Here is a 17,507-nt window from a genome sequence, read left to right as displayed (position 1 = left end):
TCAATCACTTGGCAATCTAGCACACGCGGCGCGCGCTATCTCTGGCATGCGGTGCAGAAGAAAGTCGATCGGTTGCCCAGACGACGGCTGCGGATGGCGGTTCCGCACACGCGGCATGCCTCGCCGTCGCGGCCATAAACGAAGTAACTTTGCTGGAAGTACCCCGGCTGGCCGTCCGTGTGCAGGAAGTCGCGCAGCGTGCTGCCGCCGGCCGCCAGCGCGTCGCGCAGCGTCTGGCGGATTTCGTCGGCCAGCCGGGCGACCTGCGGGCCGGTCAGTCGGTGCGCCGCCTTGCCTGGCCGGATGCGGGCCCGGAACAGGCTTTCCGAAGCGTAGATGTTGCCGACGCCGACCACCACGGCACTGTCCATGATGGCCAGCTTGACCGCGCAGCGTCGATGCGCCAGTGCGCTCGCCAGCGCCCCGGCGCTGAAATCGGCGCCCAGCGGTTCCGGTCCGAGGTGGGCCAGCAGCGGATGGTGCGCATCCGGTCCGTCGTGCCACAGCATGGCGCCAAAACGTCGCGGGTCGCGCAGGCGCAGCGTGGCGTCACCGAATACGATATCGATATGGTCATGCTTTTCGGGCGGCGTGCCGCTTGGCAACACCCGCAGGCTGCCGGACATGCCGAGATGAATGATCAGCGTGCCATGGTCCAGCCGCAGCAGCAGGTATTTGGCGCGCCGGTCGATGTCGCGCAGCGTCTGTCCGGGAAGGGATTGGGCGAGATGCGCCGGCACCGGCCAGCGCAGTGCGCCGTTGCGGATGGTGCAGGCCTCGATCCGGCGGCCGGTCAGCGGGCCGGCGATACCACGACGGGTGATTTCAACTTCCGGAAGTTCAGGCATGAAACGACAAGCAGGTGCGCGACGGCCAATCGGGATTTGGAATACCATCACGCGCCGGGGGCTGCAACGATTTCCGGTCGGCGTACTCCAAGGCCTTAACCGCGCAAGCGTACTCTGAACCCACCAGGCGATTCTGCCCATGACAACCCGCCCCCTGCTGCTCGCACTTGTACTTCCGCTTCTGCTTGGCGCCTGCGCCCAGACCGGCAGCAAGCCGTCAGCCACGGCCGCAGTCGCCGAACAACCGGAACCGGTGGTTGTCGCGCCCCGTGTTCCGCCGCTCCCCGACGTCGAGCTGACACGCCAGATCACCTATCAGTTGCTGCTGGGCGAAGTCGCGGCGCAACGCGGCGAACTGGGCCTTTCGGCATCTGCCTACATGGATCTGGCGCAGTCGACGCGCGATCCGCGCATTGCCAAGCGCGCGGCCGAAATTGCCGCTTTCAGCCGGCAGAGTGAAGTTGCGCTGCAGGCGGCCCAGCTCTGGCTGGAACTTGATCCGGAGTCGGTGCAGGCCCGGCAGATGCTGTCCGGCCTGCTGGTCAATGCCAACCGGCCGCAGGAACTCGAGCCGCAGCTGGTCGCGCTGCTGGCGCAGGAAGGTTCGCAGATCGGCGAAAGCCTGCTCCGGCTCAACCGGGTGCTCGGCCGCCTCAGCGACAAGGCTGAAGCCATGCGCATGGTCGAGCGGCTGACCGAACCCTATATCACCCTTCCCGAAGCGCACTTTGCCCGCGCGCAGGCGGCCATGGTGGCGCGCGAGCCGAAGCGGGCGCTCGAATCGGCGATCCGCGCCAATGAACTCCGGCCGGAATGGGAAGCCGGGCTGTTGTTGCGCGCCCAGGCAACCGCCGAATCAGACCCGCTGGCAGCGCGCAAATTGATGGAACAGCACCTCAAGCGCTACCCGGACGCGCGCGAAGTGCGCATGCAGTTCGCCCGCCTGCTGGTCGCCGAGCGCAACTACGCGGGTGCGCGAAAGCAGTTCGAAATCCTGCTCGGCGGTGCACCGGACAACGCAGATGTGGTGTTTGCCGTCGGCGTGCTGGCGATGCAGACGCAGGACTACAAGGGTGCCCAGGGTTACTTCACCAAACTGCTGGGCATGCGCTACCAGGACCCGAATCTGGTCAAGCTCTACCTCGCGCAGCTGGCCGAAGAACTGAAGGAGAACGAAGACGCGCTCAACTGGTACCAGCAGGTCGGCCAGGGCGACCACTACCTGGGCGCGCAAGGGCGTTATGTGCTTCTGCTCAGCCGCATGGGGCGCATCGAAGATGCTCGCGCCCACCTGCGCCAGCTGGCTGACCGGCCGGGCGGCAGCAAGTCGCGTTCGGCCATGCTCGAATTCCAGCTGTTGCGCGATGCCAACCGCGGCGAAGAAGCCGAGGCGGTGCTCGAGGCGGCGCTGACAGCGGAACCGGACCAGCCCGAGCTGTTGTACGAAACAGCCATGCTGGCCGAGCGCGACAACCGTATCGAGATTGCCGAACAGCGGCTGCGCCGCCTGATCGAAGTCAAGCCGGATCACGCGCATGCCTACAACGCGCTCGGTTACTCGCTCGCCGAGCGCAACATCCGCCTTGACGAAGCGCAGACGCTGATCGCCAAGGGGCTTGAACTGGCGCCCGATGACCCGTTCATTCTCGACAGCATGGGCTGGGTCATGTTCCGGCGCGGTGACTTGAACGGCGCGCTGACCTATCTCGAGCGCGCGTTCGCGATCCGCCCCGACCCGGAAATCGCCGCCCATCTGGGTGAAGTGAAGTGGCTGCTCGGGCAGAAGGAAGACGCGGTGAAACTGTGGCGTGCCGTGGCCGCCCAGCACCCGGACAATGCAGCGCTCGAATCGACGATCAAGCGCTTCGTTCCGTGAGACCTGCGGTTCGTATCGCGCTCGTTGCCGCGTGGGCAGTGGCCCTGACCGCATGCGCCACGCGGCCACCTGTCAGCCTCGATGAACATGCGCTGATCCGCAGCATGGCGCGCGATGAACGCGCCGCTGCGTTTTCCCTGAGCGGGCGCTTCGTCGTGAAGGGGCCGGACCAGTCCGCCTCCGCCAGCCTCGACTGGCAGCACGCGCAGGATCGCGACGAGCTTCAGATCAATGGTCCGCTCGGCAAGGTGCTGGCCCAGCTGACCCGGGACGCCAGCGGCGTTCGTCTGGTCGATGACGGCCAGCGCGTCACCCGCGCAGCCACGCTGGACGAACTGGCGCGCGCCGCGTTCGGGGCCGACATTCCGCTGACGGGTGCCGCCTACTGGGTCACCGGGCGGCCGGGCGGTGCATCGGTCACGTCGCGTGACGGGGCCGGTCGCATCGCCGCGCTGACGGAACGCGGCTGGCGGGTCGAGTTCGTCCGCTACGAAGACGACAGTGCGGACGCGCTGCCGCGTCTGATCGAAGCGAGCGACGGCGAACATTCATTCCGGCTGCTGATCGACGAGTGGAGTCCGGTGAAGTGAGCGCCACCCGATGAGTGTTGCCGAGACCCACGCAGTCGATTGGGGCGTCTGGCTCGATGCACCGGCCAAGATCAACCTGTTCCTGCATGTGATCGGCCGCCGGCCCGATGGTTACCACCTGCTGCAGACCGCCTTCCGCTTTCTCGATTTCGGCGACCGTCTGCGCTTCACACAGCGCGCCGACGGCGCCATCCGGCGCATCAATCCGCTTGAAGATGTCGCCGAGGAAGACGATCTGTGCGTACGCGCGGCGCGACTTCTGCAGTCGGAAACCGGCTGCACGCATGGTGCGGACATCGAGCTCGAAAAGCGCCTGCCGATGGGTGGCGGTCTGGGTGGCGGCAGCTCGGATGCCGCCACCGTGCTGATCGCGCTGAATCGCCTGTGGCAGCTCGATCTTCCGCGGGCGCGCCTGCAGGCGCTCGGCTTGCGGCTGGGCGCAGATGTGCCGGTATTCGTGTTCGGCCGGTCTGCCTTCGCAGAAGGCGTCGGCGAACAGCTGCAGGCGGTTGCGCTGCCGGCGGCGGCCTACGTCGTCGTCGCGCCCGGCGTGTCGGTGCCGACGCCACGCATTTTCGCCGCACCGGAATTGACACGAAATACCGAACCTTGCAAAATAGCGGACTTTGCTGAGGTCGCTGCTCAGCAAAGACTTTTTGGTCGCAATGATCTCCAGCCCGTAGCCGCGATTTACTACGCGGCGGTGGCGCAGGCGATCCGGCTTCTCGGCGATGAAGTCGGCGAGCAGGAGGTGCGGATGTCCGGGTCGGGTGCTTGCGTGTTCGCACAGTGCGCGACGCGCGAACAGGCCGAAACGGTGTTGGCAACGATGTCGGCGCGCTGGCCTGAAGGCTGGCGGGGATTCGTTGCATGCGGCGTTGATGTCCATCCGCTGTACGGCAAAATGATCGGCGACGAGGCAGGGCAGTAAGGGCGGCAGCAAGGACTACGCAGTACAGCTTTGAAGAGTGATGCCGTAAAGGCATTGCAGCAGTTTTGGGGAGTCGCCAAGTTGGTTAAGGCACCGGATTTTGATTCCGGCATGCGAAGGTTCGAATCCTTCCTCCTCAGCCAGATTGCATCGGGCAGACTCGCAGCGCATGCGGGTCTGCCCGAGTTGTTTTAAGGGCGTCGGCGGGTTGCCGATGCGGGCAGTGCCGGCCGGCCCGGTCTAAAGTTGAGCTTTCACCACGTATCGCGAGGCAGCATGGCTTACGACAGCCTGATGATCTTTACCGGCAACGCCAACCCGAAACTGGCGGCGGATGTGGCCAAGCGGCTGAACATGTCGCTCGGACGCGCCCAGGTCGGGCGCTTCTCCGATGGCGAAGTGAATGTCGAAATCCTCGAAAACGTCCGCGGCAAGGACGTGTTCGTGCTGCAGCCGACAGGCGCACCGACCAACGACAACCTGATGGAACTGGTGATTCTGGTCGATGCCCTGAAGCGCGCATCGGCCGGTCGCATCACGGCCGCGATGCCCTATTTCGGCTACGCCCGGCAGGACCGCCGACCACGCAGCGCGCGCGTGCCGATTACCGCCAAGGTGGTCGCCAACATGCTGCAGGCCGTGGGTGTGCAGCGTCTGCTGACGGTTGACCTGCACGCTGACCAGATCCAGGGCTTCTTCGACATTCCGGTGGACAACATCTACGCCACGCCCATCCTGCTGGGCGACATCTGGAAGAAGGAATACCCGAACATGATGGCGGTGTCGCCTGACGTCGGCGGTGTGGTGCGCGCGCGCGCCTTCGCCAAGCGTCTCGAGTGCGATCTCGCCATCATCGACAAGCGCCGTCCGAAGGCGAACGTGTCGGAAGTGATGAACATCATCGGCGACGTGTCCGGCCGCACCTGCGTCATCATGGATGACATGGTCGATACCGCCGGCACGCTGTGCAAGGCGGCGCAGGCACTGAAGGAAAACGGCGCAGCCGGTGTGCTCGCCTACTGTACCCACGCGGTGCTGTCCGGTGATGCGGTGAGCCGCATCGAACAGTCCGATCTCGACCAGCTGGTCGTCACCGACACCATCCCGCTGTCGCCGGCCGCGCAGGCCAGCGGCAAGATCCGTGTGGTGTCGATTGCCGAACTGCTGGCCGAAACCCTGTTGCGCATCAGCAACGAAGAATCCGTTTCGTCCCTCTTCATGGAATGAACATCGTTCTCTGAAGCGGGACACCCCAGCCGCCTGGTCGCGGGCGGCTTCATCTACCTGGAGTCATCATGTCTATCGAACTCAACGCGAATACGCGCGAAGCACAGGGCACCGGAGCGAGCCGCCGCCTGCGTCGCGCATCGCAAGTGCCGGCCATCATCTACGGTGGCACCGAACCGGCGCTGCCGATCACGCTCGACCACAACGAAATCTTCCACGCCCTGCGCAAGGAAGCGTTCCACGCGTCGGTGCTGACCATCAATGTCGGCGGCAAGAAGGAATCGGTGCTGCTGCGTGACACGCAGATGCACGCCTATCGCCAGCAGGTCATGCACGTCGATTTCCAGCGTGTCGACCTGACGCACGAGCTGCACACCAAGGTGCCGCTGCACTTCGTCAACGCCGAGAACGCACCGGGCGTGAAGATGCAGGGCGGAGTCGTATCGCACGTGATGAACGAAATCGACATCAAGTGCCTGCCCAGCGCGCTGCCGGAATTCCTGGAAATCGATCTGTCCGGCCTGTCGGTCGGTCAGTCGGTTCACGTGTCGCAGATTCCGTTGCCGGCTGGCGTCGAAATCATCGTGCACGGCACTGACCCGGTCGTCGTGACGCTGACGCTGCCGCGCGGCGCCAAGTCCGACGAAGCTGCCGCCACCGACGGCGAAGCCGAGAAGTAATCGCAAGCGATGTCCGGGAACGGTGCCAAAGCCGTGCCCCGGCTCGTCGTCGGACTGGGCAACCCCGGTCCGGAGTATTCCGAAACCCGGCACAACGCCGGGTTTTGGTTTTGTGAGCAGCTGGCACGCAAGCTCGGCATCACGTTGAATCGTGAAGCGCGTTTCAACGGCCTGGTCGGGAGTTCGCGCACCGACGGCATCATCGTGTTGCTGCCGCAGACCTTCATGAACCGGTCCGGCCAGTCGGTCGGCGCGCTCGCGCGCTTCTACCGCATCGAACCGGCCGAGATACTGGTCGTACAGGACGAACTCGATGTGCTGCCGGGCGAGCTGCGCCTGAAATTCGGCGGCGGTCTCGGCGGGCACAACGGCTTGAAGGACATCAGCGCCCATCTGGCCACCCACGATTACTGGCGCCTGCGCATCGGCATCGGCCACCCGCGCCAGCTGGCGCCGGGTGCGGAAGTCGCCGACTATGTGCTGCACCGGCCGCGCGCCGACGAACAGCGCGACATCGATGCCGCCATCGGGCGTGCGCTCGACGCCTGGCCGATGATCGCAGCCGGTGACTGGACGCGCGTGTCCACCCTGCTCAATGCAAAGCCGCCCAAACAAGGAACCCCCTCATGAGCCTCAAATGCGGCATCGTCGGTCTGCCCAACGTCGGCAAATCCACTCTGTTCAACGCGCTGACCAAGGCCGGCATCGCAGCGGAGAACTACCCGTTCTGCACGATCGAGCCCAATGTGGGCATCGTCGAGGTGCCGGATCCGCGCCTCGCCGCGCTGTCGGAAATCGTCAAGCCGCAGAAGATCCAGCCGGCCATCGTCGAGTTCGTGGACATTGCAGGTCTGGTCGCCGGCGCGAGCAAGGGTGAAGGCCTGGGCAACCAGTTCCTCGCCAACATCCGTGAAACCGATGCCATCGTGAATGTCGTGCGCTGTTTCGACGATGAAAACGTCGTGCACGTGAATGGTCGCGTCGATCCGATTGCCGACATCGAAACCATCGTGACCGAACTTGGCCTGTCCGACCTCGCCGTGGTCGAGCGCACGCTCAACCGCGACACGAAGAAGGCGCGCGCCGGAGACAAGGACGCGCAGAAGCTGTGCGCCGTGCTGGAAAAGATGCTGCCGCACCTCAATGACGGCAACCCCGCGCGCACGCTGGCGCTGAGCGACGATGAAAAACTGTTGCTCAAACCGCTGTGCCTGATGACGCTCAAGCCGGCGATGTACGTCGGCAACGTCGACGAAGGCGGCTTCCAGAACAACCCCTACCTCGACCGCCTGCGCGAGCACGCTGCGAAAGAGGGCGCGCCGGTCGTGGCGCTGTGCGCCAAGATCGAAGCCGAACTGGCCGATCTGGACGACGCCGACAAGATGGCCTTCCTCAGCGATCTCGGCCTGGACGAGCCGGGCCTGAACCGGCTCATCCGCGCCGGCTACGACCTGCTCGGACTGCAGACCTACTTCACCGCCGGCGTGAAGGAAGTGCGCGCCTGGACCATCCACAAGGGCGACACCGCACCGCAGGCCGCGGGTGTCATCCATACCGACTTCGAACGCGGCTTCATCCGCGCCCAGACCATTGCGTTTGACGACTTCATCGCCTTCAAGGGCGAACACGGTGCGAAGGAAGCCGGCAAGATGCGCGCCGAAGGCAAGGAATACGTGGTGAAGGACGGCGACGTACTCAATTTCCTGTTCAACGTCTGACGGTCCCGCCGCCGCAACGCCCTGCACGACGCGAAAACCCCTGTAATCCTTCGGATACAGGGGTTTTTGTCTGTTGCGGCCTTGCGTGGCGCTGACTCAACCCGCAGTGGCCCGGAAAGACTATCGTGCCTGATCGTCCGGTGCGCCAGCGGATGTTTCCGCGCGCGCGTTCATGTGACCCCAGACCCCAGAGGCCGCGAAGTCATGACTGCACACGATACGCCCGCATTTCTGCCGCTCACCGGCATTCACGAGCCGTCCGCCATCCAGCAACTGGCCGACGGACGCTTCCTGGTGCTTGAAGACGAAAGGCAGCGTCCGTTCAGTCTGGTGAGCATCGCGCCCGACGGAGGTGTCGACAGCACACCGCTGCGACCGGGCTGGCTCGAAGCTTGGCTTGATTCCAGCGACGATTTCTGGAAGCTGGATGATCTCGAAGGCATCGCGCTCGACAACGCGGGAAACATCCATGCCGTCACGTCGCACTCGCGCGACGGCGATGGGGATGAAAAGACGTCGCGCGACAAGCTGGTCCGCTTCCGGATCGAGGCGGGTCGGGTGGTCGCACCCAGGGTCGTCAAGGGATTGAAGCCGGCGCTGCTGGCGGCGCACCCGGTCCTCGAAGCCGCCGCCGGAAAGCGCGAAGTGAAACGCGAAGGCGGCCTGAACATCGAGGCGCTGGAATTCGGCCCGGATGACCAGACCCTGCTGATCGGTTTCCGCAGCCCGCTGCTGGATGGGCGGGCGTTGATCGCAAGCTTGGAAAACACCGCGGAGATGTTCGACGCCTGGGCGCCTCCGCGCATCGCGCCGTCGCTGATCACCCTCGATCTCGACGGCGACGGCCTGCGCAGCCTGTCGCGCATTCCGTCACTGGGCGGTTACCTGCTCAGCAGTGGCCCGGTGGCGGGCGGAACAGCGCATTTCCGCCTCTGGTTCTGGAGCGGCATTTCCGGCGAGTCCGCACACCGCGTCGACGTCGAAGGCTTGCCAGGCTTCGAACGTGCCGAGGGCATCTGCCCTGCCATCATCGACAGCCATCCGAAAATCATCATCGTCAGCGACGATGGCGACCACGCTGCCGGCCAGTGTGCCCGCTTCCTGATGCTTGATCCCGGGCAGCTGAACATCGCCCGATGACGCCCTGTCTGCTGCATCGACAACATGAACGCGAATCTGCCGGCTTGTGCCCGCGAAAGACGGCCTGCGCGGACGGACCGGATTTCAGCCTTTCGCTTCCTTCGCCGCCGTCTCCGCCATTTCGGCGCGGACCGCGTCCATGTCCAGCGCACGCGCCTGTTCGATCAGCTGTTCGAGCTGCATCGCCGGCAGGGCACCGGATTCCGAGTACAGGATGATCTGGTCGCGGAACAGCATCAGCGTGGGAATCGAGCGGATGCCGAATTCTGCCGCGATGCCCTGTTCCTCTTCGGTGTTGATCTTGGCGAACACGATGTCCGGGTGCTTTTCCGACGCGGCTTCGAACACCGGCGCAAAATTGCGGCAGGGACTGCACCACGAGGCCCAGAAATCGATGAGGACGAACGGATTGTTTTCTATCGTCGTGTTGAAGGTATCAGCGGTGAGGTCGAGGGTGGCCATGGTTGTCCTTGGGCTTTCGTGGTGGGGCGTTTGCGGATGACGGCGCATGGTAGCCGATAGTCGCGCCCTGGTTGTTCCGCGTGTGGAGCAAGCGCTGCCGTACGTCGGCCGCTTTGCACCCAGTCCGACCGGGCCGCTGCACAAGGGTTCGCTGGTCGCCGCGCTCGCCAGCTGGCTGGACGCCCGTGCTCACGGCGGTCAGTGGCTTCTTCGCATCGAGGATGTCGATGAACCCCGTTGCAGCAAGGCCGCTGCCGACATCATCCTGCATCAGCTCGACGCGCTCGGCCTGTACTGGGATGGTGAGTTGTTGTGGCAAAGCTTGCGCACACGTCTTTACCGCGCGGCGCTCGATCGACTGATTGCAGCGGATCTGGCGTTCGCCTGCGCCTGCACCCGGCGCAATCTGGAAAGCCAGCCGCTGTCGCTCGACGGCACGCGCCGCTACCCGGGCACCTGTCGCGACCGGGTCGGCATCGCGCCGCGCGCCTGGCGCTTTCGCGTGCCGCCCGGAGTGGTCACATTCGACGATGCCATCTGCGGTCGCCAGTCCATCGACGTCGCGGCGGACGTCGGCGAATTCGTGCTGTGGCGCGCCGACGGTTTCTGCGCCTATCAGCTGGCGGTGGTGGTGGATGACGCCGAGCAGGGCGTGACCGATGTGGTGCGCGGCGCCGACCTGCTGGGTTCCACGCCGCGTCAGATCCTGTTGCAGCAGGCGCTCCGGCTGGCGCAGCCACGCTATGCGCATGTGCCGCTGGTGCTGGATGCGCACGGTGAAAAGCTGTCGAAGCAGACGCTGGCCCGACCGCTCGAAGCCGCCAACGTCGTCCCGGATCTGGCGCAAGCGCTGTGCTTCCTCAATCACGCGCCACCAGCGGAAGTCATCGCGGCCGGTCGAGACGCCCTGCTCGCGTGGGCGATCGGACACTGGCGGCTGGCGTCGTGCGCCAGCGCACTCGAAGCGCAGGATCGCTGACTTTCGCGCCCCCACAGCACCCGCTCCCACCTGCAACTTCCGCACGACGCATTTCCCCACTGGAATCTTCCAGTGCAGCGTGGCCTTCCGGGAAGAAGTGCTCCCGTCGCCCCGCCCTCACCAGTGCGGCGGGATGTCCTGTCTCGGGTCGTCGGCGTCGGTGCTACGGTCGGCGTCAGCCTGCTGCGACGACTGAACCTGCTGGTAAAGATGGCGCAGCTGCTGCTGCAGCGATTCGATCTGGCGCTGCTGGTCGAACACGGTGCGGTTCAGCGTGTCGAGCAGGTCGTCCATCAGTGCGACGCGCGCCTCGAGTTCATCGAATCGTTCGGTTTTCAGGGGCTCAGTCATGCTGGGGATCCGGTGAATGTTGTCGGGCGAGCGCCCAGGCGACGTGTTCGCGCACCATGGCCGACGGATGGTCAGCGCGCGCGCTGAGGGCAGCCATGTTCGATGCGGTGGCCGGCGCATTGCCGAGCGCGACCGCGATGTTGCGCAGCCAGCGCGCATGGCCGATGCGACGGATCGCGCTGCCGGCAAGCTTCGTGTCGAATTCGTCTTCGCTCCAGGCGAACAGTTCGGTCAGCGACGCCCGGTCGAGCCCGTTGCGCACCGCGAAATCGGGTTCCACGGCGAGCTGGGCGTGGCGGTTCCACGGGCAGACGAGCTGGCAGTCGTCGCAGCCGTAGATGCGGTTGCCGATCGCCGGTCGCAGCGGTTCGGGAATCGAGCCGTCGAGTTCGATCGTCAGATAGGACACGCACAGTCGTGCGTCCAGCTGATAGGGCGCGACGATGGCGCCGGTCGGGCACACGTCGATGCAGCGCGTGCAGGTGCCGCAGTGATCGGGCTGCGGGGCGTCGACCGGCAACGGCAGATTGGTGAAGAGCTCGCCGAGGAAGAACAGCGAACCGGCGTCGCGATGGATCAGCAAGGTGTGCTTGCCGCGCCAGCCCAGCGCGGCGCGGCGCGCGATTTCGACTTCCATGACCGGTGCCGAATCGGTGAAGGCGCGGTAGCCGAACGGACCGACCTGCGCTTCGATGCGATCTGCCAGTGCCTGCAGTCGGGCGCGCAGCACCTTGTGGTAATCGCGGCCGAGCGCGTAGCGCGACACGTAAGCGGCGTCTGCGTCGTCGAGTACGGCCTGGGCGTCGGCGGCCTCCTGAGCGCCGGGCCAATACGGCAAACGCACGCTGATGACCGACAGCGTGCCCGGTACCAGCTCGGCCGGGCGCGCGCGCGCGGTGCCGTGCCGTTCCATGTAGTGCATGTCGCCGTGGCGACCTGCGGCCAGCCATTCCATCAACCGGGTTTCCGCATCGCCCAGATCGACACCGGCAAAGCCGACGGACGCAAAGCCCAGTTCATGGGCCCAGCAGCGGATCTGCGTAGCCAGTTCGTCGGGCGAACAGGGCAGGGATGGAGGTGAAGTCGAACGTGCGGGCATGGATGAAAATTTGAACAGCACTGGTGCTTCAGGAGAAGTACGCCGGGTCGTGCGACCGCCGGTTGATAATGGCGAAACTCCGATTTTGCGTGCAACCCTTTGCCCATGACCGACTTTTTCAGCATCGATCTGGCCGACACCGAGGCGACCGAGGCACTGGGCGCACGTCTGGCGGCGATCCTGCGTCCCGGCCTGACGTTTTTTCTCGAAGGCGACCTGGGTGCCGGCAAGACCACCTTGGTGCGCGGCGTGCTGCGCGCGCTGGGCCATACCGGCAAGGTGAAAAGCCCGACCTTCACATTGCTTGAATCTTATGCTATTTCTAGCTTAAACTTCCCGCTGTATCACTTTGATTTTTATCGATTCGCGGACCCTGATGAATTCATTGAAGCAGGTCTGGACGAGTATTTCGGGCAAACCGGCCCGGCTGGCGGCGTCTGTCTGGTCGAGTGGCCGGACAAGGCCGGCGGCCATCTGCCGCCCCCCGATCTGCGCATCGGGCTCGCCGTCGTCGGCGACGCGCGTCGTGCGCAGCTGTCCGCCTGCAGCGACGCGGGGCGCACATGTCTAGGGCGCCTCGTTCGACACGATGCGAGCTGACCGGCGGTATCAGCCGACGCAATTTCCTGGGCTTTTCCGGCGGGGCGCTGCTGCTGTCGGTCAGCCCTGTCGGGCAGGCAGCGCTGTCCTCGCTGGTGGCGGTCCGCGTCTGGCCCGCCCTCGAATACACCCGCATCACGCTCGAATCCCGCGCCGAGCTGAAGTTTTCGCACTTTCTGGTGAAGGACCCGGAACGCCTGGTCATCGATCTCGAAGGGCTTGAACTGAACAACGTGCTGGGTACGCTGCCGGGCAAGATTTCCGACGCCGACCCCTACATCAAGATGATCCGCGCCGGCCGCAACAAGCCGGGCGTGATCCGGCTGGTGATCGAACTGAAGACCGAAGTCCAGCCGCAGGTATTCACTCTGGCGCCGGTCGGCCAGTATGGCCACCGGCTGGTGATGGACGTGTATCCACAGCATCCGGTCGATCCGCTGATGCAGCTCGCGCGTCGCGGTGACATCGTCTACGAGGGTGACGCGACGCCGGATCAGCCGGACGCACCTGCGCAGTCGGCGCCCGCGAAGGACCCGCCGGCACAGACTGCGAAATCTGACAGCAAGACCGACCCGAAAACGCCAGCGGCCGAAGACGCGGGTGAGATCAGTCGTCTGGTCACGATCGTGCTCGACCCCGGTCACGGCGGCGAAGACCCGGGTGCGATCGGACGGCGCGGTAGTTACGAAAAGAATGTGACGCTCGAAGTGGCACAGCGGCTGCGCGCCAAGATCGATGCCGATCCCGCGATGCGCGCCGTCATGACGCGCGACGGCGACTATTTCGTGCCGCTGGGCACGCGGGTGGCAAAGGCCCGCCGCGTGCGTGCCGACCTGTTCGTGTCCATCCACGCCGATGCCTTCGTGCGGCCGGATGCGCGCGGCAGTTCGGTGTTCGTGCTGTCCGACCACGGCGCGACCAGTTCGGCGGCGCGCTGGCTGGCGCAACGCGAGAACTCGGCCGACCTGATCGGCGGCGTCAATCTCGACGTGAAGGACAAGTACCTCGCGCGTACCCTGCTTGATCTGTCGCAGACCGCGACGATGAATGACTCCATGAAGCTCGGTCGCGCCGTGCTGGGCGAACTGGGCGGCGTCAATACGCTGCACAAGCCGCATGTCGAACAGGCCGGCTTTGCCGTGCTGAAGGCGCCCGACGTGCCGTCCATCCTGATCGAAACCGCCTTCATTTCCAATCCGGAAGAAGAAAAGCGGCTGACCGACAATGCCTATCAGGACAAGCTCGCCGAAGCCATCCTGCGCGGCATCAAGCGTTATCTCGCAAAGAATCCGCCTACATCCCGGTCGCGCATGGCGATGCTCTGATCCTGCGGTCACCGCGATTAGCGGGTTGTCGTGCACGCCGAAAGCCGCGAACGTCCTGCGCCGAACCTACGTCTCCGGCCAGACGACATGCCCGGTCCAGGGGTTTCGCTCCTCCTGCAAAAGTCTCAAATGGGAAAATCGTCCCGGTTTTCGTGGAGGCTTTTGGTTTAATTCAGACCGTTTCGGCGGAGTACTGGTTTGCGTCAACGTACGGGTTCGGCAAGCGCGTCGGCGTTGTGTGATGAAGCCGCTTGTGTAGCCTGATGGCGAAAAGCGTCCAAGATGTCTGCCCGCAAACGTGCTTCATTCCACGGTTTGGTAAAATATTTGTATATCGCCCCAGTATTGACGATCTCCATGATGCTCTTGGTGTCGGCATATCCTGACAGGACGATTCGCACTGTTTCCGGGTAGCGGGTATTCACGAGCCTCAGAAATTCCATGCCGCCCATTTCGGGCATCCGCTCGTCGGTCAGAATGACCTGTACTTCGTTGCAGGCGAGCAACTCCAGTGCCTGGCGACCACTGCGTGCACTGAGCACACGGTAATCCTCACCGTCGAGAGTCTGTGCAATCATCGCAAGCATGGCCGGTTCGTCATCGACCACGAGCAACGTGCGCTGCGGCGCGTTGCGCCCTGGCAGCTCGAGTTGCTTGTGGCTGGTGAGCAGTACCGCCAAATCCAGTGCAGGAATGGGCGGGCTGTAGTAGTAGCCCTGGATCTCGTCACAGCCGTGACGGTTCAGGAACATGAGCTGCGCCTCCGTTTCGACACCTTCCGCGATGACCCGCAGGCCCATCTGGTGCGCCAGGGCGATCACTGACGTCGAGATCGCTTCTGCTGCCACGTCCGTCGTGATCCCCTGGACGAAGCTTCTGTCGATCTTGAGCTGATCGACCGGGAATCGGCTGAGATAGGCGAGACTGGAATAACCGGTGCCGAAGTCGTCGATCGACAGACGCAGACCCAGTGCATTAAGGCGGCTGAGAACGTCGTTGGCCTGTTCCGGATCCTCCATCAGCGCACTTTCGGTCAGTTCGAGTTCCAGTTGTGAGGGGTCGAGACCGGTTTCTTTCAGGATTTCGGCGACGGTGTCGACGAGGCACGGCTGGTGCAGTTGTGCGGCGGAAAGGTTGACCGCGACCGTGATCCGCGGCAGGCCTGCGTCCAGCCACGCCTTGTTCTGCCGGCAGGCCTGACGCAGGGCCCAGGCACCGAGGTGCGAGATGAGACCGCTCTCCTCGGCAATCGGGATGAAGCGCGAAGGTGAGACATACTCGTGGGTAAGCGGATGACACCATCGTGCCAGTGCTTCGACGCCGACCATGCAGCCGGTCGCCAGATCGACCTTGGGCTGGTAATGCAGCTCCAGTCCGTCGCATTCGAGCGAGGTACGCAGCGCGTTTTCCAGAGAAATCCTCTCCTGTGCATCCTGGTCGAGCGCGTCGGTATACAGGCAATGACTGAGCCCATTGCGTTCTGCGTGGTGGAGTGCGGTGGTCGCCTTGCGCAACAGTTCGTCGAGTGTGTCGCCGTCGCGCGGCATCAGACTGGCACCCGCATTGATCGTGAGCTGCAGTTTCTCGCCCTTGATGATTACAGGCCGATTCACGATGCCGTTGATGCGTGCAAGCAGGTCGATCATTTCGTCGGGCTGGCCGAGTTTTGTGGCCATCAACGTGAACTCGGTGCCGCTGTGGCGCGACACCATGTCGCCGCTGCGTGCGCAATCACCGAGCCGTTGTGCAACGACGCGGAGCAGCTGGTCGCCCACATCCTGCCCGAGGCTGTCATTGATCCGCTTGAAGCGGCTGATTCCGATCGACACGAATCCGATCATCGAAGCATGCAGCCGCGCTTCGGCGCTTGCGTGTACAAAGTGCTGTGCAAGCAGCGCCCGATTCGGCAATTCTGTCAATTCGTCGTAGTTCGACAGGTAATTGAGCCGCTGCTCTATCCGCCGGCGCTCGCTGATGTCGCTCTGGATGCTGATGAAGTGGGTGATCACGCCCGCCTTGTCGCTAACCGGGCTGACGGTCATCGATGCCCAGTACAGCTCGCCGTTTTTGCGCCGGTTGATCATCTCGCCTTCCCACACCTTTCCTTCCTGCACCGCTTCCCACATCTGCCGGTACAGCCCTGTCGGCGTCAGGTTGGATCTCCAGAAGCCAGCCTTGCGTCCAAGTGCCTCGTTCTTGGGGTAGCCGGTAATCGCACTGAACTGCGTGTTCGCGTATTCGATGATCCCGTTGGCGTCCGTCACAAACATCGCGCTTGTGCTCTGCTCGATCAGCGCGTTGAGCTTGCGCAGCGCTGAATCATCCTGTTCGCGCCGCGCGATATCTTCAAGCAACGATTGGCGCATGAATTCGAAGGTCTTGCCGAGGTGTCCGAGTTCATCACCGCCTTGCGGCACAGGTGCCTGTCGGAGGTCCCCCTGCGAAATCGCCTTGGCGGCCTGTTCAAGGGCATTCAGCGGACGCAGGATGCGGCGCCGGAAAATCTGCGCCGATATCGCGAACAGAATGGCCAGCGCGCAGAAGATCACCACAAGCAGGTCCATCGTTCTGGCTGCGTGGGCGCGAAGGCGCGCGATATCGACTTCCAGCTGCGAACTCAAGGTCGACGACAACCCCAGGATCGCGTTGATACCAACCGTTGCCTCGCGATACCACCGCTCTGCATCGACTGAATAAGGTTCCCTCGCCAGACTGCTCGCATAGATCTGGGCACGCAGATCTTCATGGCGTCCCAGATAGTCCGCGGCGAAGGTCAGGCGTGCCTGCATGAGGGCCGGATCCGCCGGCTGATGAGCGAGAATGGCTTCGATACGCTCGCGAGTGCGGACTGCGATGATGTGGGATTCGTCGAGAATTCGCCGTTCCTTTTCGCTCAGCGGCAGGTTCCGCGCGATTGCAACGCCAATCACCGCGCGTTCGCGTCCGACGTAGTCATTGAGGGTGAACAGAAGATCCTTGATGACCGGCCCTGAAGCAAGAAGGGTGTAACGGTTGTCGTGACGCGGCTGCATGCTGATTGCCGCGAGGTTCTGCAAATCGGCGATGCAGCGCGTCATCAGATCAATCCATCGTTCCGGGTCGAGTTCGTTGGCGCTGCCACGCAGTTGTTCGTCCACCCTTGCGCGAAATATCTCCATCTGCGAACGAAGCTCTCTCAGCTCTTTCAGCTTGAAAAAAAGCTGGTGGTCGGGAGCACGCGTGGACAGTAATTCCGTGATCGTATCGAGCTGCGCGTAGAGGCTGCCCACGTCTGCGCGAATGCGTCGCATCTCTTGCTGCATGGAAGGGCTGGCGTCGGCCGGACGGGCGAGCATCGCTGCCGTGATGCCGCGTTCCATCGCGAGGCTGGCGCTCGTTTTCTGGGCAACGTCGCTCAGGCGATTGGCATGAAGAGTCCACTCAGCCGCACGCAGCTTTGCGCGGCTGTCGGTCAGTTGCCAGTACCCTGCGCCGGCGGATATCAGTGCGCACAGACCGGCGATCACATAGAACAGACGTTGTATGCTCATATCGTTTTTGCCTCTGCTTGGAATCTATGGACAACACATCTCGTTGCTTCGATCCGCGCTACCAAGGTCATCCATATCGAGTGCTGGCCTAGGGATGATTTCCGTGTGGCGACCGGGGCGCAGGAATCTTCGTCCGCCGCAAAAGGCACTC

Annotated in this window: 16 protein-coding genes and 1 tRNA gene; 12 read left to right on the top strand and 5 right to left on the bottom strand. The window is 63.9% G+C overall.

What is annotated here, in order from left to right:
* Positions 1-35 precede the first annotated feature (35 nt).
* Positions 36-848: a bifunctional DNA-formamidopyrimidine glycosylase/DNA-(apurinic or apyrimidinic site) lyase gene (gene mutM / locus Q8Q80_RS05210; protein WP_305631906.1), complete on the bottom strand. Its 813-nt coding sequence runs from the start codon at positions 846-848 to the stop codon at positions 36-38.
* A gap of 139 nt (positions 849-987) precedes the next feature.
* Here mutM and Q8Q80_RS05205 point away from each other — a divergent pair, with 139 nt between their 5' ends.
* From Q8Q80_RS05205 to Q8Q80_RS05165, 9 genes are all read left to right on the top strand, one after another.
* Entirely contained in the window at positions 988-2,724 is a 1,737-nt protein-coding gene (locus tag Q8Q80_RS05205) for a tetratricopeptide repeat protein (protein ID WP_305631905.1), read from the top strand.
* 38 nt (positions 2,725-2,762) lie between these two features.
* Positions 2,763-3,314 carry a lipoprotein insertase outer membrane protein LolB gene (gene lolB / locus Q8Q80_RS05200; RefSeq protein WP_305631904.1) on the top strand — a complete coding sequence of 184 codons (552 nt, stop codon included), beginning with the start codon at positions 2,763-2,765 and terminating at the stop codon, positions 3,312-3,314.
* Between the two features lie 10 nt (positions 3,315-3,324).
* Positions 3,325-4,245, top strand: a complete 921-nt coding sequence (gene ispE / locus Q8Q80_RS05195) for a 4-(cytidine 5'-diphospho)-2-C-methyl-D-erythritol kinase (protein WP_305631903.1) — start codon at positions 3,325-3,327, stop codon at positions 4,243-4,245.
* 66 nt (positions 4,246-4,311) lie between these two features.
* A tRNA-Gln gene (locus Q8Q80_RS05190) sits at positions 4,312-4,388 on the top strand.
* 133 nt (positions 4,389-4,521) lie between these two features.
* Positions 4,522-5,472 (top strand): ribose-phosphate pyrophosphokinase, encoded by a 951-nt coding sequence (locus tag Q8Q80_RS05185; RefSeq protein ID WP_305631902.1) that lies wholly within the window; start codon positions 4,522-4,524, stop codon positions 5,470-5,472.
* 68 nt (positions 5,473-5,540) lie between these two features.
* Entirely contained in the window at positions 5,541-6,152 is a 612-nt protein-coding gene (locus tag Q8Q80_RS05180) for a 50S ribosomal protein L25/general stress protein Ctc (RefSeq protein WP_305631901.1), read from the top strand.
* A 9-nt stretch (positions 6,153-6,161) separates the two neighbouring features.
* Positions 6,162-6,782 carry an aminoacyl-tRNA hydrolase gene (gene pth, locus Q8Q80_RS05175; RefSeq protein ID WP_305631900.1) on the top strand — a complete coding sequence of 207 codons (621 nt, stop codon included), beginning with the start codon at positions 6,162-6,164 and terminating at the stop codon, positions 6,780-6,782.
* On the top strand, positions 6,779-7,870 hold the full coding sequence (ychF, locus tag Q8Q80_RS05170; RefSeq protein ID WP_069039595.1) for a redox-regulated ATPase YchF: 1,092 nt from the start codon (positions 6,779-6,781) through the stop codon (positions 7,868-7,870). The genes pth and ychF overlap by 4 nt, the downstream gene beginning before the upstream one ends.
* A gap of 204 nt (positions 7,871-8,074) precedes the next feature.
* Positions 8,075-9,010, top strand: a complete 936-nt coding sequence (locus Q8Q80_RS05165) for a hypothetical protein (protein WP_305631899.1) — start codon at positions 8,075-8,077, stop codon at positions 9,008-9,010.
* 84 nt (positions 9,011-9,094) lie between these two features.
* On the opposite strand, the gene trxA is transcribed toward Q8Q80_RS05165, so the two are convergent.
* Positions 9,095-9,472: a thioredoxin gene (gene trxA / locus Q8Q80_RS05160; RefSeq protein WP_305631898.1), complete on the bottom strand. Its 378-nt coding sequence runs from the start codon at positions 9,470-9,472 to the stop codon at positions 9,095-9,097.
* 46 nt (positions 9,473-9,518) lie between these two features.
* Here trxA and gluQRS point away from each other — a divergent pair, with 46 nt between their 5' ends.
* Positions 9,519-10,451, top strand: coding sequence for a tRNA glutamyl-Q(34) synthetase GluQRS (gene gluQRS / locus Q8Q80_RS05155; RefSeq protein ID WP_305631897.1), 933 nt, complete (start codon positions 9,519-9,521; stop codon positions 10,449-10,451).
* A gap of 117 nt (positions 10,452-10,568) precedes the next feature.
* On the opposite strand, the gene Q8Q80_RS05150 is transcribed toward gluQRS, so the two are convergent.
* Together Q8Q80_RS05150 and queG are read right to left on the bottom strand one after the other, a co-directional pair.
* Positions 10,569-10,802, bottom strand: coding sequence for a SlyX family protein (locus tag Q8Q80_RS05150; protein WP_305631896.1), 234 nt, complete (start codon positions 10,800-10,802; stop codon positions 10,569-10,571).
* Positions 10,795-11,901, bottom strand: a complete 1,107-nt coding sequence (queG, locus tag Q8Q80_RS05145; protein WP_305631895.1) for a tRNA epoxyqueuosine(34) reductase QueG — start codon at positions 11,899-11,901, stop codon at positions 10,795-10,797. The genes Q8Q80_RS05150 and queG overlap by 8 nt, the downstream gene beginning before the upstream one ends.
* A gap of 105 nt (positions 11,902-12,006) precedes the next feature.
* On the opposite strand from queG, the gene tsaE reads away from it, so the two are divergent.
* Both tsaE and Q8Q80_RS05135 read left to right on the top strand, forming a co-directional pair.
* Positions 12,007-12,501, top strand: coding sequence for a tRNA (adenosine(37)-N6)-threonylcarbamoyltransferase complex ATPase subunit type 1 TsaE (gene tsaE / locus Q8Q80_RS05140; protein WP_305631894.1), 495 nt, complete (start codon positions 12,007-12,009; stop codon positions 12,499-12,501).
* Entirely contained in the window at positions 12,465-13,826 is a 1,362-nt protein-coding gene (locus Q8Q80_RS05135) for an N-acetylmuramoyl-L-alanine amidase (RefSeq protein ID WP_305631893.1), read from the top strand. The genes tsaE and Q8Q80_RS05135 overlap by 37 nt, the downstream gene beginning before the upstream one ends.
* A gap of 203 nt (positions 13,827-14,029) precedes the next feature.
* Here Q8Q80_RS05135 and Q8Q80_RS05130 read toward each other — a convergent pair whose 3' ends face one another.
* Positions 14,030-17,356: an EAL domain-containing protein gene (locus tag Q8Q80_RS05130; RefSeq protein ID WP_305631892.1), complete on the bottom strand. Its 3,327-nt coding sequence runs from the start codon at positions 17,354-17,356 to the stop codon at positions 14,030-14,032.
* Positions 17,357-17,507 lie beyond the last annotated feature (151 nt).

It is taken from the genome of Methyloversatilis sp. (assembly GCF_030698125.1).
In the GTDB taxonomy this organism is placed as follows: domain Bacteria; phylum Pseudomonadota; class Gammaproteobacteria; order Burkholderiales; family Rhodocyclaceae; genus Methyloversatilis.
The sequence above is the reverse complement of the archived record's forward strand: the minus strand, read 5'-3'. Positions and strand labels throughout refer to the sequence as shown.